The 18,039-nt window shown below is 56.3% G+C and carries 10 protein-coding genes and 1 pseudogene; 7 read left to right on the forward strand and 4 right to left on the reverse strand.

Going from position 1 to position 18,039, the window contains the following annotated elements; genetic code table 11:
- Positions 1-168: 168 nt before the first annotated feature.
- Positions 169-5,622 (reverse strand): AAA domain-containing protein, encoded by a 5,454-nt coding sequence (locus tag AC3WK5_RS02380; RefSeq protein WP_103318922.1) that lies wholly within the window; start codon positions 5,620-5,622, stop codon positions 169-171.
- Positions 5,610-6,812, reverse strand: a complete 1,203-nt coding sequence (locus AC3WK5_RS02385; RefSeq protein WP_103318921.1) for a M48 family metalloprotease — start codon at positions 6,810-6,812, stop codon at positions 5,610-5,612. Before AC3WK5_RS02385 ends, AC3WK5_RS02380 begins: the two co-directional genes overlap by 13 nt.
- 126 nt (positions 6,813-6,938) lie before the next feature.
- Between AC3WK5_RS02385 and AC3WK5_RS02390 the strand changes: the two are divergent.
- The 5 genes and pseudogenes from AC3WK5_RS02390 to AC3WK5_RS02410 all read left to right on the forward strand — a co-directional run bounded on the left by AC3WK5_RS02390 (position 6,939) and on the right by AC3WK5_RS02410 (position 12,756).
- Positions 6,939-7,189: pseudogene (locus AC3WK5_RS02390) on the forward strand (DUF3223 domain-containing protein).
- 713 nt (positions 7,190-7,902) lie between these two features.
- Positions 7,903-8,550, forward strand: a complete 648-nt coding sequence (locus AC3WK5_RS02395) for a hypothetical protein (RefSeq protein WP_103318917.1) — start codon at positions 7,903-7,905, stop codon at positions 8,548-8,550.
- Complete coding sequence (locus tag AC3WK5_RS02400) at positions 8,540-10,447, forward strand: hypothetical protein (RefSeq protein ID WP_103318915.1); 1,908 nt, start codon at positions 8,540-8,542, stop codon at positions 10,445-10,447. Before AC3WK5_RS02395 ends, AC3WK5_RS02400 begins: the two co-directional genes overlap by 11 nt.
- 9 nt (positions 10,448-10,456) lie before the next feature.
- A complete protein-coding gene (locus AC3WK5_RS02405) occupies positions 10,457-11,398 on the forward strand; it encodes an ATP-binding protein (protein WP_103318913.1) in 942 nt (313 codons plus the stop codon).
- 2 nt (positions 11,399-11,400) lie between these two features.
- Complete coding sequence (locus AC3WK5_RS02410; RefSeq protein ID WP_146039830.1) at positions 11,401-12,756, forward strand: hypothetical protein; 1,356 nt, start codon at positions 11,401-11,403, stop codon at positions 12,754-12,756.
- A 136-nt stretch (positions 12,757-12,892) separates the two neighbouring features.
- Here AC3WK5_RS02410 and AC3WK5_RS02415 read toward each other — a convergent pair whose 3' ends face one another.
- Together AC3WK5_RS02415 and AC3WK5_RS02420 are read right to left on the reverse strand one after the other, a co-directional pair.
- Positions 12,893-13,363, reverse strand: a complete 471-nt coding sequence (locus tag AC3WK5_RS02415) for an MbcA/ParS/Xre antitoxin family protein (protein WP_158248923.1) — start codon at positions 13,361-13,363, stop codon at positions 12,893-12,895.
- A 323-nt stretch (positions 13,364-13,686) separates the two neighbouring features.
- Entirely contained in the window at positions 13,687-14,823 is a 1,137-nt protein-coding gene (locus tag AC3WK5_RS02420) for a site-specific integrase (RefSeq protein WP_103318909.1), read from the reverse strand.
- Between the two features lie 78 nt (positions 14,824-14,901).
- On the opposite strand from AC3WK5_RS02420, the gene AC3WK5_RS02425 reads away from it, so the two are divergent.
- On the forward strand, positions 14,902-15,780 hold the full coding sequence (locus AC3WK5_RS02425) for a DNA-binding protein (RefSeq protein ID WP_103318907.1): 879 nt from the start codon (positions 14,902-14,904) through the stop codon (positions 15,778-15,780).
- A gap of 242 nt (positions 15,781-16,022) precedes the next feature.
- Positions 16,023-17,486, forward strand: coding sequence for an ApeA N-terminal domain 1-containing protein (locus AC3WK5_RS02430; RefSeq protein WP_103318905.1), 1,464 nt, complete (start codon positions 16,023-16,025; stop codon positions 17,484-17,486).
- The last annotated feature ends 553 nt before the right edge of the window (positions 17,487-18,039 follow it).

Here is an 18,039-nt window from a genome sequence, read left to right on the forward strand (position 1 = left end):
TGACACAAAAGGAAGTTCCGCTCTGACACATGACTTAACTTGTGGGCGATATAGATTCGTCCCCTTTTCGGGACAGCCGCAGCGCGTTACCCGATCCCTCTCGGGGTGTCGGGTTACGCGCTGAACAACTGGCAGGGGTTCTTGGCGCCAGAGGGGCATCGGCTTAGCTCAGCCCTGTGTCACTGGGCCCGCCAGCTCTTGATACCCTTTGCGCAGTTTCTCCGCGATCAGCTTTTCCACTTCGCGCAATGCACGTTCGGGGCTGTCGAGGGACTTGACCAACGTCTGGCCCTTGGTGCCGATGCGACCGAAGTTCACCATCACCTCAGCCTCCATGACGCCGATACGCCAGAACTTGTTGGAGTTACCTTCACCAAAGGTGAACTCGCGCATCGTGGTCGCCGCTTCAGTGGTTGGCGGCGGCTCGACCTCAACCGGTTCCACTTCCTGTTCAGGCTCAGGCAGCGCGGGTGCCTCTTCACCCCGTAGCAGCGCTTCGATACGATTCAGCACTTCTTCCGGGTCCCGCAGCCAGTCATGGCTGAGCACGTCAATGATCTTCCAGCCGAAACTGCGCAGCACGGTCGGGCGGAAGATATAACGCTCACGCACGTTAGCCGCGGCCGCCATATCGCCGTCCAACAGCACGCCGAGGCTGAAGTGTTCACCGCTGGCGTCACTGATCGCCAGGTCGCAGCGGAACTGCGAACGTCCGACATATTCGTGCACTATATGCCCGCGCTTGCGCAACGCGGCGGCGAGGGCGCCGCGCAGGCTGTCCTTGGGCAGGCTGACGGCAAAGGATTGCTTGGCGCCTGGGTTGAGGTTGGCGAGGATACCCTGGGAACGCGGCGCATCCCCACTGGCGCTGGCCTGGGCGAACTGTAGGAAAGCGCGTAGTGCAGAGGCACCGTCGTTATGGGTGTTGGTGATGGCCTCTGCCTCAATGCTGGAGACGATCGCCATGCGCTTGCGCGCGCGGCTGAAGATCACGTTGAGGCGTTTTTCTCCGCCGCGCTGGTTGATCGGGCCGAAGTTCATCAGCATCTTGCCGTTCGGTCCTGGGGCGTAGCAGATGCTCAGGATGATCACATCGCGTTCATCACCCTGAACGTTCTCCAGGTTCTTGACGAACAGGCCATTGAACTGCCCGGCGTCTTCACGCACGTACTCGCGTTCAAGGCGTGTGGCAAAGGCCGAGTCGCTGGTGGCCAAGTCCTCCAGGGCCTGTTCGATGGCGCCTTGCTGGGCTTCGGAGAAGGCCACGATGCCCAGACTCAGGCCGGTCTCACGTTGCAACAGTTCACGCACCAAATTGGCGATATACCGCGCTTCAGCCAAGTTACTGCGGCTGAGGTAGACGCCATCGCTCATCTTCAAAAAGCTGATCGGGCTGTCGAGCAGCGTGTTGGCGCCCAGGGTCACTGCCTGGGCATCCGTTGAGTCCAGGGCGGCGGCATGGGCCGGGGTAGGGCGCTCGATACGACGGTCGGGAATGGTGATCAGGCGCCCTTCGTAGAATGCCGCGTTGGAGAAGCTAATCAATGCTTCATGGCGGCTGCGGTAGTGCCAGGCCAGCAGGGTCGCCGGCAAATTACGCGCGGCCTGGCTCAGCAGGCTGTCGGCATCGAGGTTGATCGCAATCTGTTCGCCGTCTTCCATGGCAATCAGTTCGTTATCATTCTGATCGCCCGCGCTGGAGAAGAAGTTGGTCGGTGGCAATTGCATCTCGTCACCCACCACAATCACCTGCTGCGCACGGCTCAAGGCCGGCACGGCTTCTTCGCTGGGGATCTGGCTAGCTTCGTCGAAAATCACCACGTCGAACAGGTCCGGGGTCAGTGGCAGAGTGTCGGACACCGACAACGGGCTCATCAACCAGATGGGCTTGAGGTCGTTGATCACCCGACCACTGTCGCCACTTGCCATTTCGCGGATGGAGCGATAGCGCATGGTCTTGCCCAGCTCATGCTCCAGTTCGCGCCGGCCCTTGGCATAGGCTTTCTTGAACTCCCGCGCCTGGGCGTCTAGCTGAGTCACCGACATCGCCGATTGCTTCACATGTTCCAGAAAGCGCTGGTGCAGCGTGGCGCTGAGCACATGGGCGTTGTGCTTGAGCAGATTGCTTTCAGCCTGGCTGACCTGACGAGCTGCCAGGCTCAGAGCCGGGCCGTCGAAGCGCGCCAGTTGCGGGTTGGCACGATACAGGCGGGTCAGGTTTTCTTGGGCAATCAACCCGTCTAGCGTGCGTTGCGCCAGGGCGTGCTGTTGTACGGCCAACAGGCAGACGGGATCGGCCTGGTGCAGCTCATTGAGCAGGGGCAGGGTGTCGGGCAGTTCGTCGAGTTCTTCGCGCAGGTCGCGCAGGTATTCGGCCAGCTCCCCCAGGCTCAGCGCCGGTTCGAACACACAGTGTTGCGCAACCAGTTCGGCCAGACGTGCAACCGCCTGGCGCAGGCCGGCTTCCTGACGCACGCCGGGCAAGGCGTCCGGGTTGCCGCGCAAGCCTTCGACCCACTGGCGCAATAACGGTGATGCACTCAGTTGCTGGAGCAGGGCTTGCAGGTTTTGCACAAACAGGTCGATATCCGGGATGCCGTAGCGACCTTGCAGGCGTTGACGCTCGGCCTGCAGCTCGGCGGTGGCGCGGTGTTCGCCGGCCAAGTTGTCGAGCATGCTGCGATAGCTGGGGCGGATCGCGTGCTGGCTGAAGTCATAGCGCCGTTGCAGTTCGCCACGCAGCCGCCACCAAGACGGTTGCAGCCAACGCAGCAGCGAGCCTTCCAGGCTTTGCGCCAGATTCAGGGCGGCCTGGGTGTCCTGGGGCGAGAGTTTGTCGCGCCAATGGCGGGTGGTTTCACCGGCGTTGTGTTTTTGCACGGTCAGCGTTTGCAAAGCCGACTGTTCGGCGTGCAGCGCCAGGGAACCCGGTGAACCCGGTTCCAGCAGGTCGAGGTGCGATGCCAGGTTGGCGCTGGTCAGTTGCTCGGCTGCCTGGGTCAGCACGCGCGCATCCGCCAGGCTAGTGTCCCCGGACAGCAGGCTGGAGGATGACTCCAGAAGCTCCTCGACACTGTCCATCAGCCCGCTGGCCTCATCCAGGAACGCCTTGAGCTGGCCATAGGCATGTTCGTGGGTAATGAGACTTGAGGCCAGGTTGCTGAAAGGGTGGCTCGCAAAACTGTCGAGCCCGAAACGTTCGTTGATCGTCTGATACAAGCGGCCGGTCAGCTCACTTTGTGCCTGCCAATGACGCCATTCAGGCAAACGTTCCAAGGCTTCGGGTGGCAGCTTTGCAGCAACGGCCGGCAGTTCGATCAGGTGACGGACCAGTTCACGCACCGAACAGGCGAGGGGCTCCGGCACCCCGGCCATGGCCTGTTCAAAGCGCTCGATCAGGCCTAACTGTTGGTCCAGGGTGGCCAGTGTGGCGCAGCGCCGGGCTTGCAACTGCGGTGATTGGGCATCGCCGGTAATCCAGCGTTCATAACACTCGCGAAGGTTGCCCACGAAGGCCTTTTTGTCTGTCTGGGAATCGTGGATCAGGCAGCACAACTCGCCCAGTTCACTTTGTTGCAGGCGATGGAATACCACATCCAGCGCCGCGCGCTTTTCACAGACAAACAGTACCCGCAGGCCCCGACCGGCGTAGTCGGCGATCAGGTTGGTAATGGTCTGGGACTTGCCGGTGCCCGGCGGTCCCTGAATGATGAAATTGCGTCCGGTGCGGGCCAGGCTGACGGCGGCATTCTGCGTAGCGTCGCCGGCCACCACGTTCCATTGTTCGGGCAGCGGGATCGGGTCCGGGGACTGGACTTCGACCTCCCGCGGCTCGATGGAGAACATCCGGTCAAACGCTTCGTTTTGGGCCGGCTCGTCGATCAACTGCGCGTAGTCGCGCACCAGCGACATCTTGCGATAGTTGAAGTTAGCCAGGGTCACCTGGGTCAGGTCGATGTCCCAGGCGTAGCGGTGCCCGTGATTCTCGGGCATGGCGAAGGTGCTGTTTTCGGTGCTGTTGGCGACCATTTGCGGATGCTGGGTGCGCAACGAGGGTTTGGCACCTACCGCAAGGCGCAGCGGCAACTCGCTGGGCAGTACCTTTTGTTGGAACAGTTGCAGGCCCAGCGGGCGGTAATCTTCGCGGTCGTAGCTGAAATCCGGCTTCACCAAGGGCATGGCCGAACGCTGACGGGCGCGGCGACGCTGAAAGTGGTGCAGATGCTGCACAGCCTTCTGGTGGATCAGTTCGATTTGCGGTTTGCTTTGCAGGCGCAACTCGACGCCAGGCTCGGTCAGTTTGATCTGACGCGCAATATCAGCGTGGATGTCTTCCAGAGAGGTCTTTTGCAGGTCGACGGTTTCCGGCAACTGGATATCGTAGAGCTGGCGCAACTGATGACGCAGTACCGGGTTGAATTCTGCCTCGGTTTCATCGCACTGCAACATGAACTGGTCACGCACACCTTTTTTGCGGCTCAGTTCCACCGGCAGCCACAGCAGCGGGGTGACGATGCGCTCTTCCGGTGTGTCCTTGAGGTTGTGCCAGCGCATGAAGGCCACCACCAGGCGCAAGTTGCTGAAGCCGAACTCGGCGCGGTCGCGGCGGGTTTCCTGGATGATGCGTTCCAGGGACGCATGCAACCAAGTCTGGTCTTCAAACCGCAGCCATTGTTGCAGACCAACGGGCTTGCCGTTCAGTACCTGCTCAGAGAAACCACCGAAGGTCGGCTGCCAGGTGCACAATGCTTCGGGGCGGATGCTTTCAATACGCATCACCAGCGGTACGCTGGCCACAGTGAGATTGACGTTGGCTTGGGTCGGCCGAAAGTACAGCAGACGATTTCGACGCGACAGGTCGAACAGCCGGTTACGCAGGTGCTCCAGCACCACAGTGCGCCGCGAAGCCGGGCCTTCGGCCTGGGCCAATATACGCTCAACATCCAGACTGGCCGGTTGCTCGCGCCAGGACTCCAGGCGCCGCGTCAGCGAGCTGACATCTGTGGCGCGCTCATGGCGGTTAAGCTCAGTCATCTCAACGATCAGATTGGCCAGCACCGGGTTGAGCCGGCCATTGAGCTGGAACAGGTTGCGCCGGTTCCGGGCAAACGTCTTGAGGTCGTTGATATCGGCAAAATCCAACCCGCAGGCCAGGCACGCCAGCAACTGGCCGAGTTGGAAAATATCGGTGATTTCGTCGTGATGCCCGAGGCGATGCTCCCAACTGTGCAAGTCCGTCAGGAACACCGGGTAATCGATGGGCTGGTGCGGGTCTTCCTGGACTTGTAGATTGGTAATGGCCACGCCAATTTCAGAATCCCGGGTCAGGCGGACCTTGCCGACGATATTAAGCGCCGACTCCGGATTGGGCTGCACCTGCTTGATCGCCTCCAGAGCCAGGCGCGGCGGCACGCCCTCGGGGTTGCGCAATTGCAGAGTTCGGTCTGCCCCCTGGAGGACGTCGAGGTAACTGAGCTGAGCGACACGCCCCAACTCATGCAGTTGCGCAACCTGACGCAGCAGCGGCAATGCAAGGAACAACACATCGTCGATGGGTACGGCGACGCCATCGTGGCTCTGCAGCAATTGAGTGAGCGTGACGGGTTGGGTTATTGGGTCCATGTGTCGACCTCCGCTTTGAGCGCGCGAACGATCGGGTCGAGCTCACGTTTGGGAAATTTGATATCGCGCTTGAGCACGCTGATAAAGTCGTCGGCGCTGCCGAGTTTTTTCGCGGTGCGCGCGGCATGCAGCAATGCTTCATCACGCAGATCACGGTCCACCAGGCTCAGGTCGAGCATGATGAAGTGCAGGTATTCGTGGATACTTGCGTCGATACGATCAGCATTCAGCGTGCCAAGGTCCAGCGGCGTTTCACTGTCCTTCCAATCGGGAAAGAAACCACGTACCTGATTGAGCACAATCTCCGACTGCAACACCGCTACGCCGATAAAGCTGGCGATAAAGCCGCGGGTGAGGGCGGTCAGCTCGACCTGGTCGGTCACATCCAGACGATTGAGCGACAACGGCCCGCGCAACCGGCGGTGCAACCAGGCATCCGTATCCGGGAGCTGCCGCCACCAGTTGTCCACCGCTTGGGAACGCAGAAAAGTCTCCGGATGCGACACGCCCCGGGACAGTTGCGCCTCCTTGCCATCCAGCTCGCGTGCCTGCTGCAGATAGCTGGCCGCATCGACACTGACAATCCCAGTGTGCACCTTGACCAGCGAGGTAATTGACGCTTCTGGCCCACTGGCCGCCAGGGCTGCGCCGCGGTCGGCGTAAATTTCGGTGTGCAAGCTATATAAGCGTGCGGTCTGCTCCAGGCTTGGCGGTGTGTACACATCGGCCATCGCGTGATTGAGAATTCGCTCGGCGGTGAGATAGTCACCGTCGTGCTCCGACCATAAACGGTAATGGGCCAGCTCATGCCCCAGCAGCGCCAGTAACTCCTGGGCGTCGAGACGCTCAAGAATCGGCCCGTAAAACACCACATGCACCTCACCGGCCAGGTAATAAAGGCTCGCATTCATCGCGCCATCGCCGGCTTGGTACAGGGTGGCGGGTGCCTGGATCTGCAAGCGCTGCAACGCCGTTTCACAGGCCTGATAGGCTTGTGGGTGAGTCTCGGGACTGAGGCGATAGGTGTCTCGCAGCAATTGTGCCCGCACATCCTGAGCATGTTCCTGCTGAACGCCCAGGGACGAGGCCCAACCCCAAACGGTGGGTTCACTGGTTTTCAGGTAATCGACCACCTGCTGGTGGTAAGGCAGTGGCGTCAGGCTGCTGATGTCCAGCGCAGGGGTACTCATTGTTCAAACGTCCTTGAGGATACGGCTCCATAAGCTGCGACTCGGCAGCAGAGGCTTGGGGCTGGAATCCCGGTTCAGTGATAGACAATAAACGCGGAGCATACCTAGGGGGCAGGAAAATTACTTGTGAAAGTACATAAGCTAAAATTGCATCTGTTGCTGGCCCTGCACCCTGACGCAGAGCGAAAGATCGGAGTGGGCGTTGAGCACTTCCGTATCGAGAGAAACGAACTGGCAGGCGTGGGTTGCGACTGGTGCGTCATGACGGCTCTAAAGACAGCTTCTCCTACGAACGATGCATCACTGGCGTAAGCCAGTCGCCCCATGGAAAAATCCTACCGCTATGCTGCCACAGACGATTGAGCCAGAGCACCTAGCGCCGCAGAGCTGCTCAGGTGGCACCCTCGCTCATAACTGTGGGGGAGTTGGTCTGGTGCAGCTGACTCTTGGGAGGAAATTGTAGACGGTCAAGGATGATCACAGAGACCGGTTCAGTTTTAGAGGCACTTGGATCAATCCTGAATCAGCCTGGAGCAATTATGCCGAGTTCGCTCATCGCTGCGTCAGTTAGGAGTCAGGAGCGATGGTCGGAGTGGACGGTTGAGATTTGAGATGGCGTTCCCTGGAAGCAGCCTTATGGTTTTCAAACCGGGCATACAGGGATGGCGGGTAGCTGAAGCTGAGAAGGTACCGGAGACATGACTAGCAACTGCTTGATTCGGAAGGTGTATGGTCAATGCAGACAAATTATGGTTTACGGGTAGCACCCGGAAGAAAATCTCCAAAATCCTCCTAAATAGAAAATAGTTTAAAAAACAAATGCTAAATCCATCTAGCTAAACTGGATTCTAGTTTTTTGACGCTGATTTTTCTCCTAGCTGTCATCGCAAAAAAATAACAGTAGGTAATTATTTAAATAGAGGCAGACTATTATTTTTATCACCTCTATTAGCTTTTAGAGATTATCTGCCGCCTTGCACTGTAGAGAAACGGTGACTATCGTTATGGTCAAGGACTTTCTTGGAATGCCCCAATCATAAGGAATTGAGATAAGGATCAGCATATCCACAACCTATAATTGGGGGTGGCTATGCCTAAACGCAGCAGGACGTCATATTTTACCAAGCGCGGACAATACTTTGGAAACCTTTGGGCCGTTTACAGCTGCAAAGCCGATGAGGTTTTGTTGCTTTCGACCGACAGGCAATTGGCGCATTGGCTGTTGTTTCTAGAATTTTCTCCCTATGTTAAAACATTTAGCTTTAAATCCGGCGTAATTGAGCTCGATCAGAATCCTGGATTGATTTTAAATTATCACGTCGAGGTTGTTCCTGTGGAAGGGAATAACGAACTGCACTACTTGCAGGCGGAAGGGTGCACTGAGTGTTTTTCAGAAAAGGTCATAGCGGCAAGCCACTACAGATATAAGTATAGGGAGTTCAACGACAACGATTGGACGCCCAGGCGAGATCATGTACTCCCACTGCTGAAATTGGCAAGTTTTCTCGCAGGAAGCAGGAATCTATATATCCCAGCGGCGCTCCGCGAAAAAGCGATTAACTATATTTTGAGAACCCGGTCGGGGACGTTGCGCAGCTTTTTGTCAGCATTGCCTGAGTTTGAGCGAAATTTAGTTTTAGTGACCTTTGCGCGCCTGTTTTTGGAGCGTGTGACCTCTGTCGATTTCGAGCTTGGCTTTTTCAGCCAAGATACTCGGTGGAGGTCTAATGAGCACTAAAATTACGAAGGAAAAGATTATTTTTATTGGGTATAAAAAGGTAGATAGCACCGCCATGAATGAGGAGGACCGGGAGCTTTTCCTCAGGCGAAAAAAAGCGATTGATATGAGGCTGGATGGCTATACCGGACGAGACATTCGAGAGCATACCGGCATAAGTGAAAGTGAACTGACCAGAATGTTCAAGCGTTATACTGTCATGCTGGTTGAGGGGGTGTTTCTAGGCGAAGCGGGTCTGGTACCGCACTCCCGCACGAGCTCAAACGTCAGGCGAAAAGCGCTACCTAATAAACACACTGAAGCACAGGGTGGGCTTTCCGGTGCTCTCAGTTATACGCTTGGAAAATATCCAAAAATAGCTGAGAAATTTGTGCCTGAAGTGCTTCGCAAGGACTTTAGGTTTGGGCACGGATCTCGCTACGATAAAAAGCATCTGTGCGCAGTCTTTTGTAACATCTGCGAAGCCGAGGGAGTGGTTGCAAATGAGTGGCCACTCAATCAGCCACGTGGCGCGAGTAGAACAATAAGAAAATACATAAATGAGATCTTGGAAAGCGATTTTGAAAGGGCCGCACTTGCTACAGGAGGCAGGCTTGCCTTGACCCATTCCAGAGCTGGTACCGGATGCCCCCCGCTTTTTGACAACTATGATGTCTTCGATCTTATCGAGATCGATTCGTATCATGTAGATGCATTCTTTGTCTTGAACATCACCGGAGACAGGCGGATCAAAACTAAGGATGTGATAAGCCGCATATGGATGATTGCAGCTGTGTGCAGGAGAAGCAACGCTGTACTGGCTATAAAATTCGTGTTTTCCAGTGAGATAAGAGCGCAAGATTTGGTAGATTTGATCTGCGAGGCCTACACCGGTTGCTGGACACCTCGGCAAATACTACATGTATTTGATCTGGAGTACTCCGACTCAGCAGGTATGCCGGGTTATTCTATCCCAGCACTAAAAAACCATACCTGGGGGGCGGTATGTTTAGATAATGCGATGCAGCACCATGCGAACCAGGTGTATGAACTAGCTCTGCATGCTATTGGGTTTGGTATAAATTTCGGGCCTCTGAAACAACCAGCACGAAGATCTAAAGTCGAGGCTCTATTCAAGCGGATTTCTTCGAGGGTTATGCACCAGATTGAATCCACAACCGGATCGTCTCCTGAAAACGGACGCGCCGAATCGCCTGAGAAAGCGGCTATCTATTATCAAATCGATGTTGATGATGCACTAGAGGTGATGGATGTCTACACGGCTAATTATAATGGCATCCCCCAAGGCGGATTGAACAAAGCAAATAGCCCTTTGGAAGTTTTATTAGCCTATTGTAATGATCGACACGCTCTCTTGACCACATCCTCCGAGGCTTATTTAAACAGTATCGCTCTGGGCAGCACTTCTCGAACAGCCCGGGTGACTGGAAATATGGAGAAGGGTATCAGACCCCGAATAAAGCTCGACCAAGCCATTTATACCAGCCCAGACTTGGCAAATGCCGCAGGTCTCATAGGCACTACACTTACGATCCGAATCACGCCAAGCGATTATCGAAGTGTCGAAGCTTATCTGCCTAGCGGGATCTTCTTCGGCGTCTTAACGGTTGAAGCAGCATGGCGCAACATTGTTCACAGCGTGACGACTAGGCGCTTAGTGAACCGAGCACTTTATAAGCGCGAATTTGAAATCATGGAAGGCGAGAACCCGTTGCTCGCCTGGCGCAGGCACATGAGAACAAACTCCAGTCCCGCAAATAACCGTGAATTGCAGCGGCTCAGCGTGGAGAGCAGGGGGCAGGTTATTGAAGCACCTATGAAAGACTCTGCGGAGAACGACGAATTACAGAAGCCGGCCGTGAGCGAACGCTGGAAAAACCTGGACATTCTCAAGTAGGAGGCACTCATGGAACATTCTCATCCTATACTAAGTAGAGAATATAGATTGAATACCCCAACTTTGCTGGCCGTGGTTCAGAATGCCTGCTTCAAAGTACTAATGCGAAAGACAGGCGTGGTTTATACTGGCGAGCCAAGGGTGGGCAAAACCGTGTGCTGCGAAGCGTTGCTTGAGGAGATTCCTAAGCGTTTCCCGAATGTGTACGTTGTCATGATACCCGCGATAAATAAGGATGCTGATTCGCCCCGCTATTCCTCAATTGTTCACCAGCTCATCGATCAGGAAGGTATTCTTCCCAAAGCGAGAACGACTTTTGTCCAGCGTCAGTCGATGTTGCTGGAGCGTCTTAAGACTAGAGCTGAGTTACGTAATGCGAAGCAGATTGTGCTCCTGATCGATGAGCTTTCAAGGCTTTCGATTGCTGACTACAAACAGCTGGCGGACATTTACAATAAATTACGCGCCGACAAAATAACCATGACCGTCATTTCATTTGCGATGCCGTCCATCGAAATGGTTGTTGCGGACTTTCTTCGTAATGATGACAGACATATCATTGGTAGGTTTTTGTCTGATATCCGGCCATTGTATGGCGTCACCACAATAGCCCAGTTAAATGAGGTACTCAAACTCTATGATGACTGTGCTGAAGAGAAACTTTGCGGATACAGCTTTACTAGAAACGTGCTTCCACAAGCTTATGCAGCGGGGTTTAGACTAACCAGCATTGCTGCTGATGTCTGGCGTGAGATGTCGCGCTTCGCCGCCGGAAAATACGTTAATAACTTACCCATGGAGCATGTCGCTCTGGTGATCGCCTATTTGTTTTTGATATTGAGCGATGAAGATTCAGGCGCACTAAGTGTGCCGCAAGACTTGATTGAAGAGGCCGTGCGCGAAAGCAACTTTAAGGAGTTTTGCAAGAACGTAACCGACGTGAAGACTTAGAAATGAAGAATCTCTATTATCCGGAATGTGGGCCCATGCCATATGAATCGATTTTTTCGATTTATTTAAAGTTGTCACATAGCAACTTCATCTCTTTGCCCGAGCTAGCGAAAAGACTCGGAGGAGGGATGGTAAATGATGACAGAAGTCAATGGCTGATCACCCGTAAGATTGAAAGCAGCCTAGACGACGTCCTGCCAAGGGTGACGGATCATTTGCCTTGGATGCACGCGCCGGTGAGTGCCCTGGATAGTCCAATAGCTGTCCTAGCTTTCTGCGTTGAATGTCTAAGATTTGGCTATCACTCCGTATTTAATTCAATCTGCCTGCATCGCGTGTGCCCTTTACATAAGCGTGCGTTGAGCTTGGCCTGCGACGGCTGTAGGCGACATTTCTATAAGGGATTTAGTGCTGCTCAGAGCATACCTCGCTCTTTCGAGGTTTGCAGTAAATGCGGCTTCCAAGACATCGGACTTCGCCGTGAGATAAGGATGCGCCGCTCACCTAAGCTACAGATTGCGCTAGATTACTTTGGTAGTGCCCAAGCTCGCTGGTACCGGGAGATTTATGGCCTCTACACTGCGGAGAGCAGTTACAGCGGCCTCTATTACCAGTCAAGTCTTGCGCGTGCCGAGCTTTCGGGCCCAGGTGAACGGCTGTTCGATATGCGTAGCCCTGAAAGCCTGTCAGGGTACCGAGAATTTTCGCCACCGATTGCTTGCGTCAGCAGGTTCAGAACCTATCTACATGACCGCTTGTACCGGGCTGACTCCCCATTTCATTTGGCTGATTATCTGCGGTTGCATTCGCAACGTGAAATATTGAACCGTTTGAAAGTCAGGTTTTTGGGCAAACATATGAGGTGTTACAAGGAGGGGTGCGAAATAGCAGGCTATCCTGATGGCCAACCTAGGACAAGACCGTTCTGTCCCCTAACGGTGGCATTTATTCTTCTATGCCTGAAAACGTCTTATAATATGTGGCCGACCCCAGGCAGTGATTTTCATGACTTCTCGCCCAAAGATTCAAAGAATAAGGAGTCGGCTCCCTTGCTGACAAGTTGGAGCTACCGTGAAGCAGTGCTGGTTTTTCTGACTATATTGGCACGCTTGGAATATTATGTTTCCGGAGGGCAAGATTTTTTTGTAATTTGTAGATCTGAAGTGATTTATTTTCCAGATGACCGTGGTGTGACGCTCCTGCGGAAGTCGTCTTACAAGTTTCGCTGCAACTGCCGTAATCCTCAGCGCCAACATTTACTGTCTCGCAATGGCGCCGATGGCGCTTTAATGGTCGTGTGTGCTACTCAAGGAAACCACGCTGATGGAAACGCCAAACCCAGGCAGCTTGTTGTATAGCTGCCCTGACCTAGGGCTTGCCGCAACAGGAATTCCCAGGACTGTTCTGAGTCCAGAGCGGGCGTCCAGGAGTTTGGGCATTGGTACGGCTGAGATGCTCAAGTTTGTGGATCATGGGCTGTAGTCATCGACCAGGCTAGGCATAAACGCCATAGGCGACTTGCTGCAAATACACCTTGAGGGCTTGAAAGCCCACAGCGTTGGTCAACATGTCGAGCGGTAACTCTCCGCCAAAATAGAAGCAGGGTCGAACCAGCCAGGCTTCAGCAAGTGTCAGCGAACCGAAGACCTCGCTGGCAAGTTCCACGGCGCAGGCGTAGTGCAGGGCGATGGCGCTCTGCTGTGGGGTTAGCCAGGCAGGCCGCTGCCTGCGCCGTGGCCGTTGTCGGCTCTGGGGCTGCCCGAGTATTCGCCTCCAGACCTGTTGTTCACCGCACTGGGTGGTGGCCGACAATAGGGCCTGAACATCCGCAAAAGCGAAGCCATGCGCAACCTGGTGGGACACCTGTGCTGGGCTGAGTTCATCGGGATCAGGGTGTAGCAGGTAAGCCGTGGGCCGCAAGGGTGTGATGAACCCTCGGCCGCAAGTACGACGTAGTGTCGTCATCCACAGATCCTCCATCGGCGTGCTTGCTAGTTGCCCATCCCTGGGTTACCCAAGCGGCAGGGCTATGACGTGCGGTAATGAACCATTACGCCGCTTCCGGGCGCTGTCAGGGTATCGTCGATTACAGATCGAATGCATCAGGAAGGCAACTGTAATCTGGACCCGGTAGTCGCGCTCCAGGCCAATGACTGAGAATCAGCTTTAAGGGCGCGGCCTGCTGGGCCGACTTTGATGCAGATGGCGGGCTGATTGAGGAGGCAGGTGCTATGGATGTTGTGCGCGGGCTCGAAGCCGTGGCAAACCCTGTCGCGAACGGATTGGGTTTAATGCGAATCACCAGTCGCCAATAGCTCGGAATTCCCGCCATCATCTTCCTGGGCGGTGGGCAGCAATTGGCTCGCCCGACTGCCTAGCAGCGATCCCGCCTGGAAATAGCCCATCACTGTGCTGACGCTACGGTGCTCGGTCATAGCCATCACTTCGCCGAGTGGCACGCCTTGGCGACCGGCCTCGGTGACAAAGCCTGACCTCAAGCTGTGCGCTGCCCAATCTCCCTCCAAGCCCGCCATCTTCGCTCGGCGCTGAACGATGCGCGCCACTTGATCCGCCGACAGGCCCTGGGTGCCAACTTTGCCGCCTTTATACAGCCGGCGGAACAGCGGGCCGCTGTCAGCAGGCGCTACCTCGCGCCAGGCGGTCAGCGCCTGCGCTGCGGGCCCGCGCAGTGGCTTCTCGCGGCGCACGCCGCCGGTGTCGGTCTTGGTCGCCCCCAGGGCATACAGCCAGGTGTCGGCATCCAGCTGGCGCACATCGCCCACCTGTAGGCCGACCACTTCCGACCGCCGCCGGCCGCCGCCACTCCAGGCCAGCAGGAGCAGGGCGCGATCGCGCACCCCGCGCACGCCATCCGCACAGGTGGCGAGCAGCGCCTGCAACGGCTCGACCACCACCGCGGTCTTCTTGCGTACGGTTATTCCCTGGCGCGACTGGGCCTTGCGCGCTTCGCGCAGCAGAGTCTTCAACGCCGGCGCTTCGGTCGGGCTGTCCCAGGTGTTGAGCCGGTGCCATTTACCGAGCACCGCCAGACGGTGGCTGACGGTGTTGTACGCCAATGGCCCGGGCTTGGCCTTGACCCGCGCCGCCACCAGCGCAGCGTCGACCGACGGCGGCAGCAGGTGCGCCCAGTTGCCGTCCGCCAGAGGACGGGCCAGGTGGTCGACGACGAACTGCACCGCCACGGCCGGCGGCAGCGCAGTATCACCCAGTACCTGGCCGTAGCGCAGTTGCAGCCAGGCCGACCAGTAGGCGAGGGCGCTGCGGTAGCTGCGCACGGTATTGGCCGCGGTACCGGCGGCAATAAACGCCGCCGCGGCTTCCTGCGCGTTAAGCGCCAGGAAATGCGGGTCCAGCGGGGTTTCGTCGACCAAGGCCAACTGATCTGTAATTTCTATTACGTTCAACGTATTATAATTTCAGAGTTTAAAAAATAACGTCGGATAACATTCTATTATCAGACCTAATTTACCCGGAGTTGCGCCATGGCAGTAGGAGTACCGGAAAACGACGTGTTCGCCGCCGCGGATACGGTGCTGGCGCGCGGTGAGCGGCCGACGGTCGAACGGGTGCGTCTGGAACTGGGACGCGGCAGCCCGGCGCGGGTTGGCGGACTGCTCGATCAATGGTGGGCACGCCTGGCGGAACGGCTGAGCGGCGAGACCCGCTTGCCGACACTCCCCGGCGAGGTGTCGCAGGCCTTCGTCGCGGTGTGGCAGCAAGCCATCCTCCTGGCGCAAGGCGTCGCCGAACAGGCCTTGGCTGAGCAGCGTCAAGTGCTGGATACCGAGCGCGAACGAATAGCGGCGGTCGAGGACCAGGCGCGCCAGGATGCCGCGCAGTTTCGCCAGCAGGCGACGGACGCCGTGGCGGGGCGCCAGGCGGCGGAGTTGCGCCTGGCCGACCTGGAACTGCTGTTGGCGCAGCGCCAGATACAGATCGAAGACCTGCAACAGCAGCGCGAAGGGTTGCTGCACGAGCGTAGCGAGGCCCAGCAGCACAACCAGGCGTTACAGCAGGAGCTGCAGGCGTTGCGGCTCAAGGCCGAGCAGGAGCGCGTGGCGCAGGAGAGCTACGTCCGTGGGGTCGAGGATCGTGCGCACCGCGAGGTCGACCGTGCCCGCGAGGAGGGCAAAGCTACCGCGGCGCAGCTCAAGGAGGTCGGGCGGCAGGTCGAGCAGCTGCAACAGCGGCTGGAGTCGATTCAGACCGAGCTCAGCCAAACCCAGCAACGCGCCGCAGCGCAGCAGGCTCGTGCCGATACGCTGGAGCAGCACCTGACGCAGCTTCGGCAAGCTCCCGCGACCAAGCGCAAGCCAAGATCCCGAAAACCCGCGGCGTCAGTGTCCGATCGCAAGGGGTGAAGTCAGCATCCGCGGCAGATACGGCGCAAGTATATGTCGCAGGTTGTGCACTCCGACCAAGGGCTGTAACCGGCAGGGCAAGATTGCCCCTCGCTTTCGGTCACTTCCAAAACCCAGAAGAGCCATTCACCGTGATGCGAAGCAGACGTTCGTAACTTCTGAAAAAATGAAGGAAGAAGAGAACTCGTCGTAAGCTCGCAATAAATACCTGCCCGTTTTCCGGGCATCATTCGGGGATACGCATGACAAAAAAAATACTCGAAGAGCGGGGATTGTTCTGGTGGCACGATGATCCTCTGCCGGCGAATCAATTTGCCCCGGACAGTTGCGTTGTTGGCACTCTGACCATTGAAGAGAACGGTGCGGCATATCTTGAACTGGATGGCTATTTCGCAAGCAGCGAAGGCGGTCCGATGGCGGGCATCGGGGCGCAGGGACAGCAATTCCCGTTGGAGAAAGCCATCCAAGGAAAGCTCAAGGCTAGTGGCCGAAACGTTTTGTTGCTAGGTCTGCGACGACGTGGCGGGCAGTTTCGCTCCAACGGCATTTCACACGAGGGATTCGCCGCCTCGCATTGCCTTGTGACGGATAGATCGTTTCCACCGGCCACACGCCCGCTCCAATTTAGCGCGCTTGACGTCGAGCTAACTGGCCTGGAAGAGTGGTTGCGGCTGGGAAATATCGAGGTCAAACGAACCCGGCAAAGTATCTCGGCCAAACATCGGGTGCCCAAGGCCGATATCCATGAGTTGGACGACGGCACTTTGACGATGCGTTACGACATCACTGGTCCGTGGCCTGGAAAGTTCGTGCATCGCACGGACAAGCTCAATCTCGTGGAAAGCGTGAACCTTCGGGTCAAGCCGAAGCGGGCGCGCACGCTGCTCGAAATGCAAGAGGAATATGCGCGGTTGCAGGAGCTATTTATCCTGCTAACCGGAACGACATTTTCGTTGGAATGGCCGCGGTTGATCATCGGAAAGATGGCCTGCCATTATTATTACGAAGGGTTCGAGCGATCAACCAAGGCTCCAACGTGGGACGAATGCTGGGTCAATTACATTCAGGTGAAGAGTAACTTCGGTTCGATCGTGACGGCGCTGCGCCGTAAGCGGGAGGAGTTCGGGCCGGGGTTCTATCTCTATCTGGGCATCCGGCGCGGCATGAAGATGTATGTCGAGCACCGATTTGTGAATCTGATCTGGGGGCTTGAGTCATTGCACCGCCGGAAGAACAAAGACAAGGCGAAGGAAACCAAGCTCGATGCCAAGATCCAGCGGATACTGGATCAAATCAGTGGCAGCAATGACAAGCGATGGCTCGAAGGTCAACTGAAACACGCGGGCGAACCGTCGTTGAAAGAACGATTGATGGACGTCCTTTCCGCATTGCCACTCGGCTTCGAGCGCAAGCGGATGGAAGTCTTTTGCAAATCTTGCGCCGACCGTCGGAACGACATGTCGCATTTCGGCGGTCAGCGGGATGGGAGCGATTACCGGGAATTCATGATCGACCTCGTGAAGAAATCCGAGGCTCTCGCGTATCTTTATCACGCTGTGTTGTTACACGAAATCGGTGTGGATGCCGCCTTGATCAAGGCAAACCTTTTGGAAAATGGACCGAATGCGTATCTCCCGAAATATGCGTTCCGAGAGGTTGGATTGCTGTCGGTGGGCAAGGGAGATGGTTCGGCGCTGGATGGGTAAGTCATGGCCGATATCAGCCCTTCGCGATAGACAGCAATCGGCCGATAGTGTTGAAAAAGTCGACCCGGCCAGACTGCCCATGCATTGAGCGGTGAAAATGCCTTTTTTGCACGCCGCTACGCCAAATCTGAGCCCTGAACCTTCTGCTTAAAGTTCAGATTTCAATCTCAGACGCGTACTTTTCTGCCGTGGAAACCGAAGCCGACTTTTTCAACAGAATCGGCCAGAAGTGGACACTGGCTTCCCTCCCTCGACAATTCGAAGCCTTGGGTTGAGAAACTGCAATCATAGGACTTACCATTCAACGCGCTTTGCGCCAGCCGGCATTACCCTAGGAGTTTCAGCGTTATGACTGACGCACTCGGGCATGAGTGTCGGGCTCCTGAAGGTGATTGCATTCAATGACCCATCTAGAGAGCGAGACCGTCGCCGCTTGTCATTGACCCGTACATTTATCATTACCATGCAATCGAACATCGCTCGGAACTACATGACCTTTTTTCGCTATCTCACCTTGAGGAAAACGGAAGCAGTGCTAGCCTACTGACAGTAC

It is taken from the genome of Pseudomonas sp. FW306-02-D09B (genome assembly GCF_058782685.1).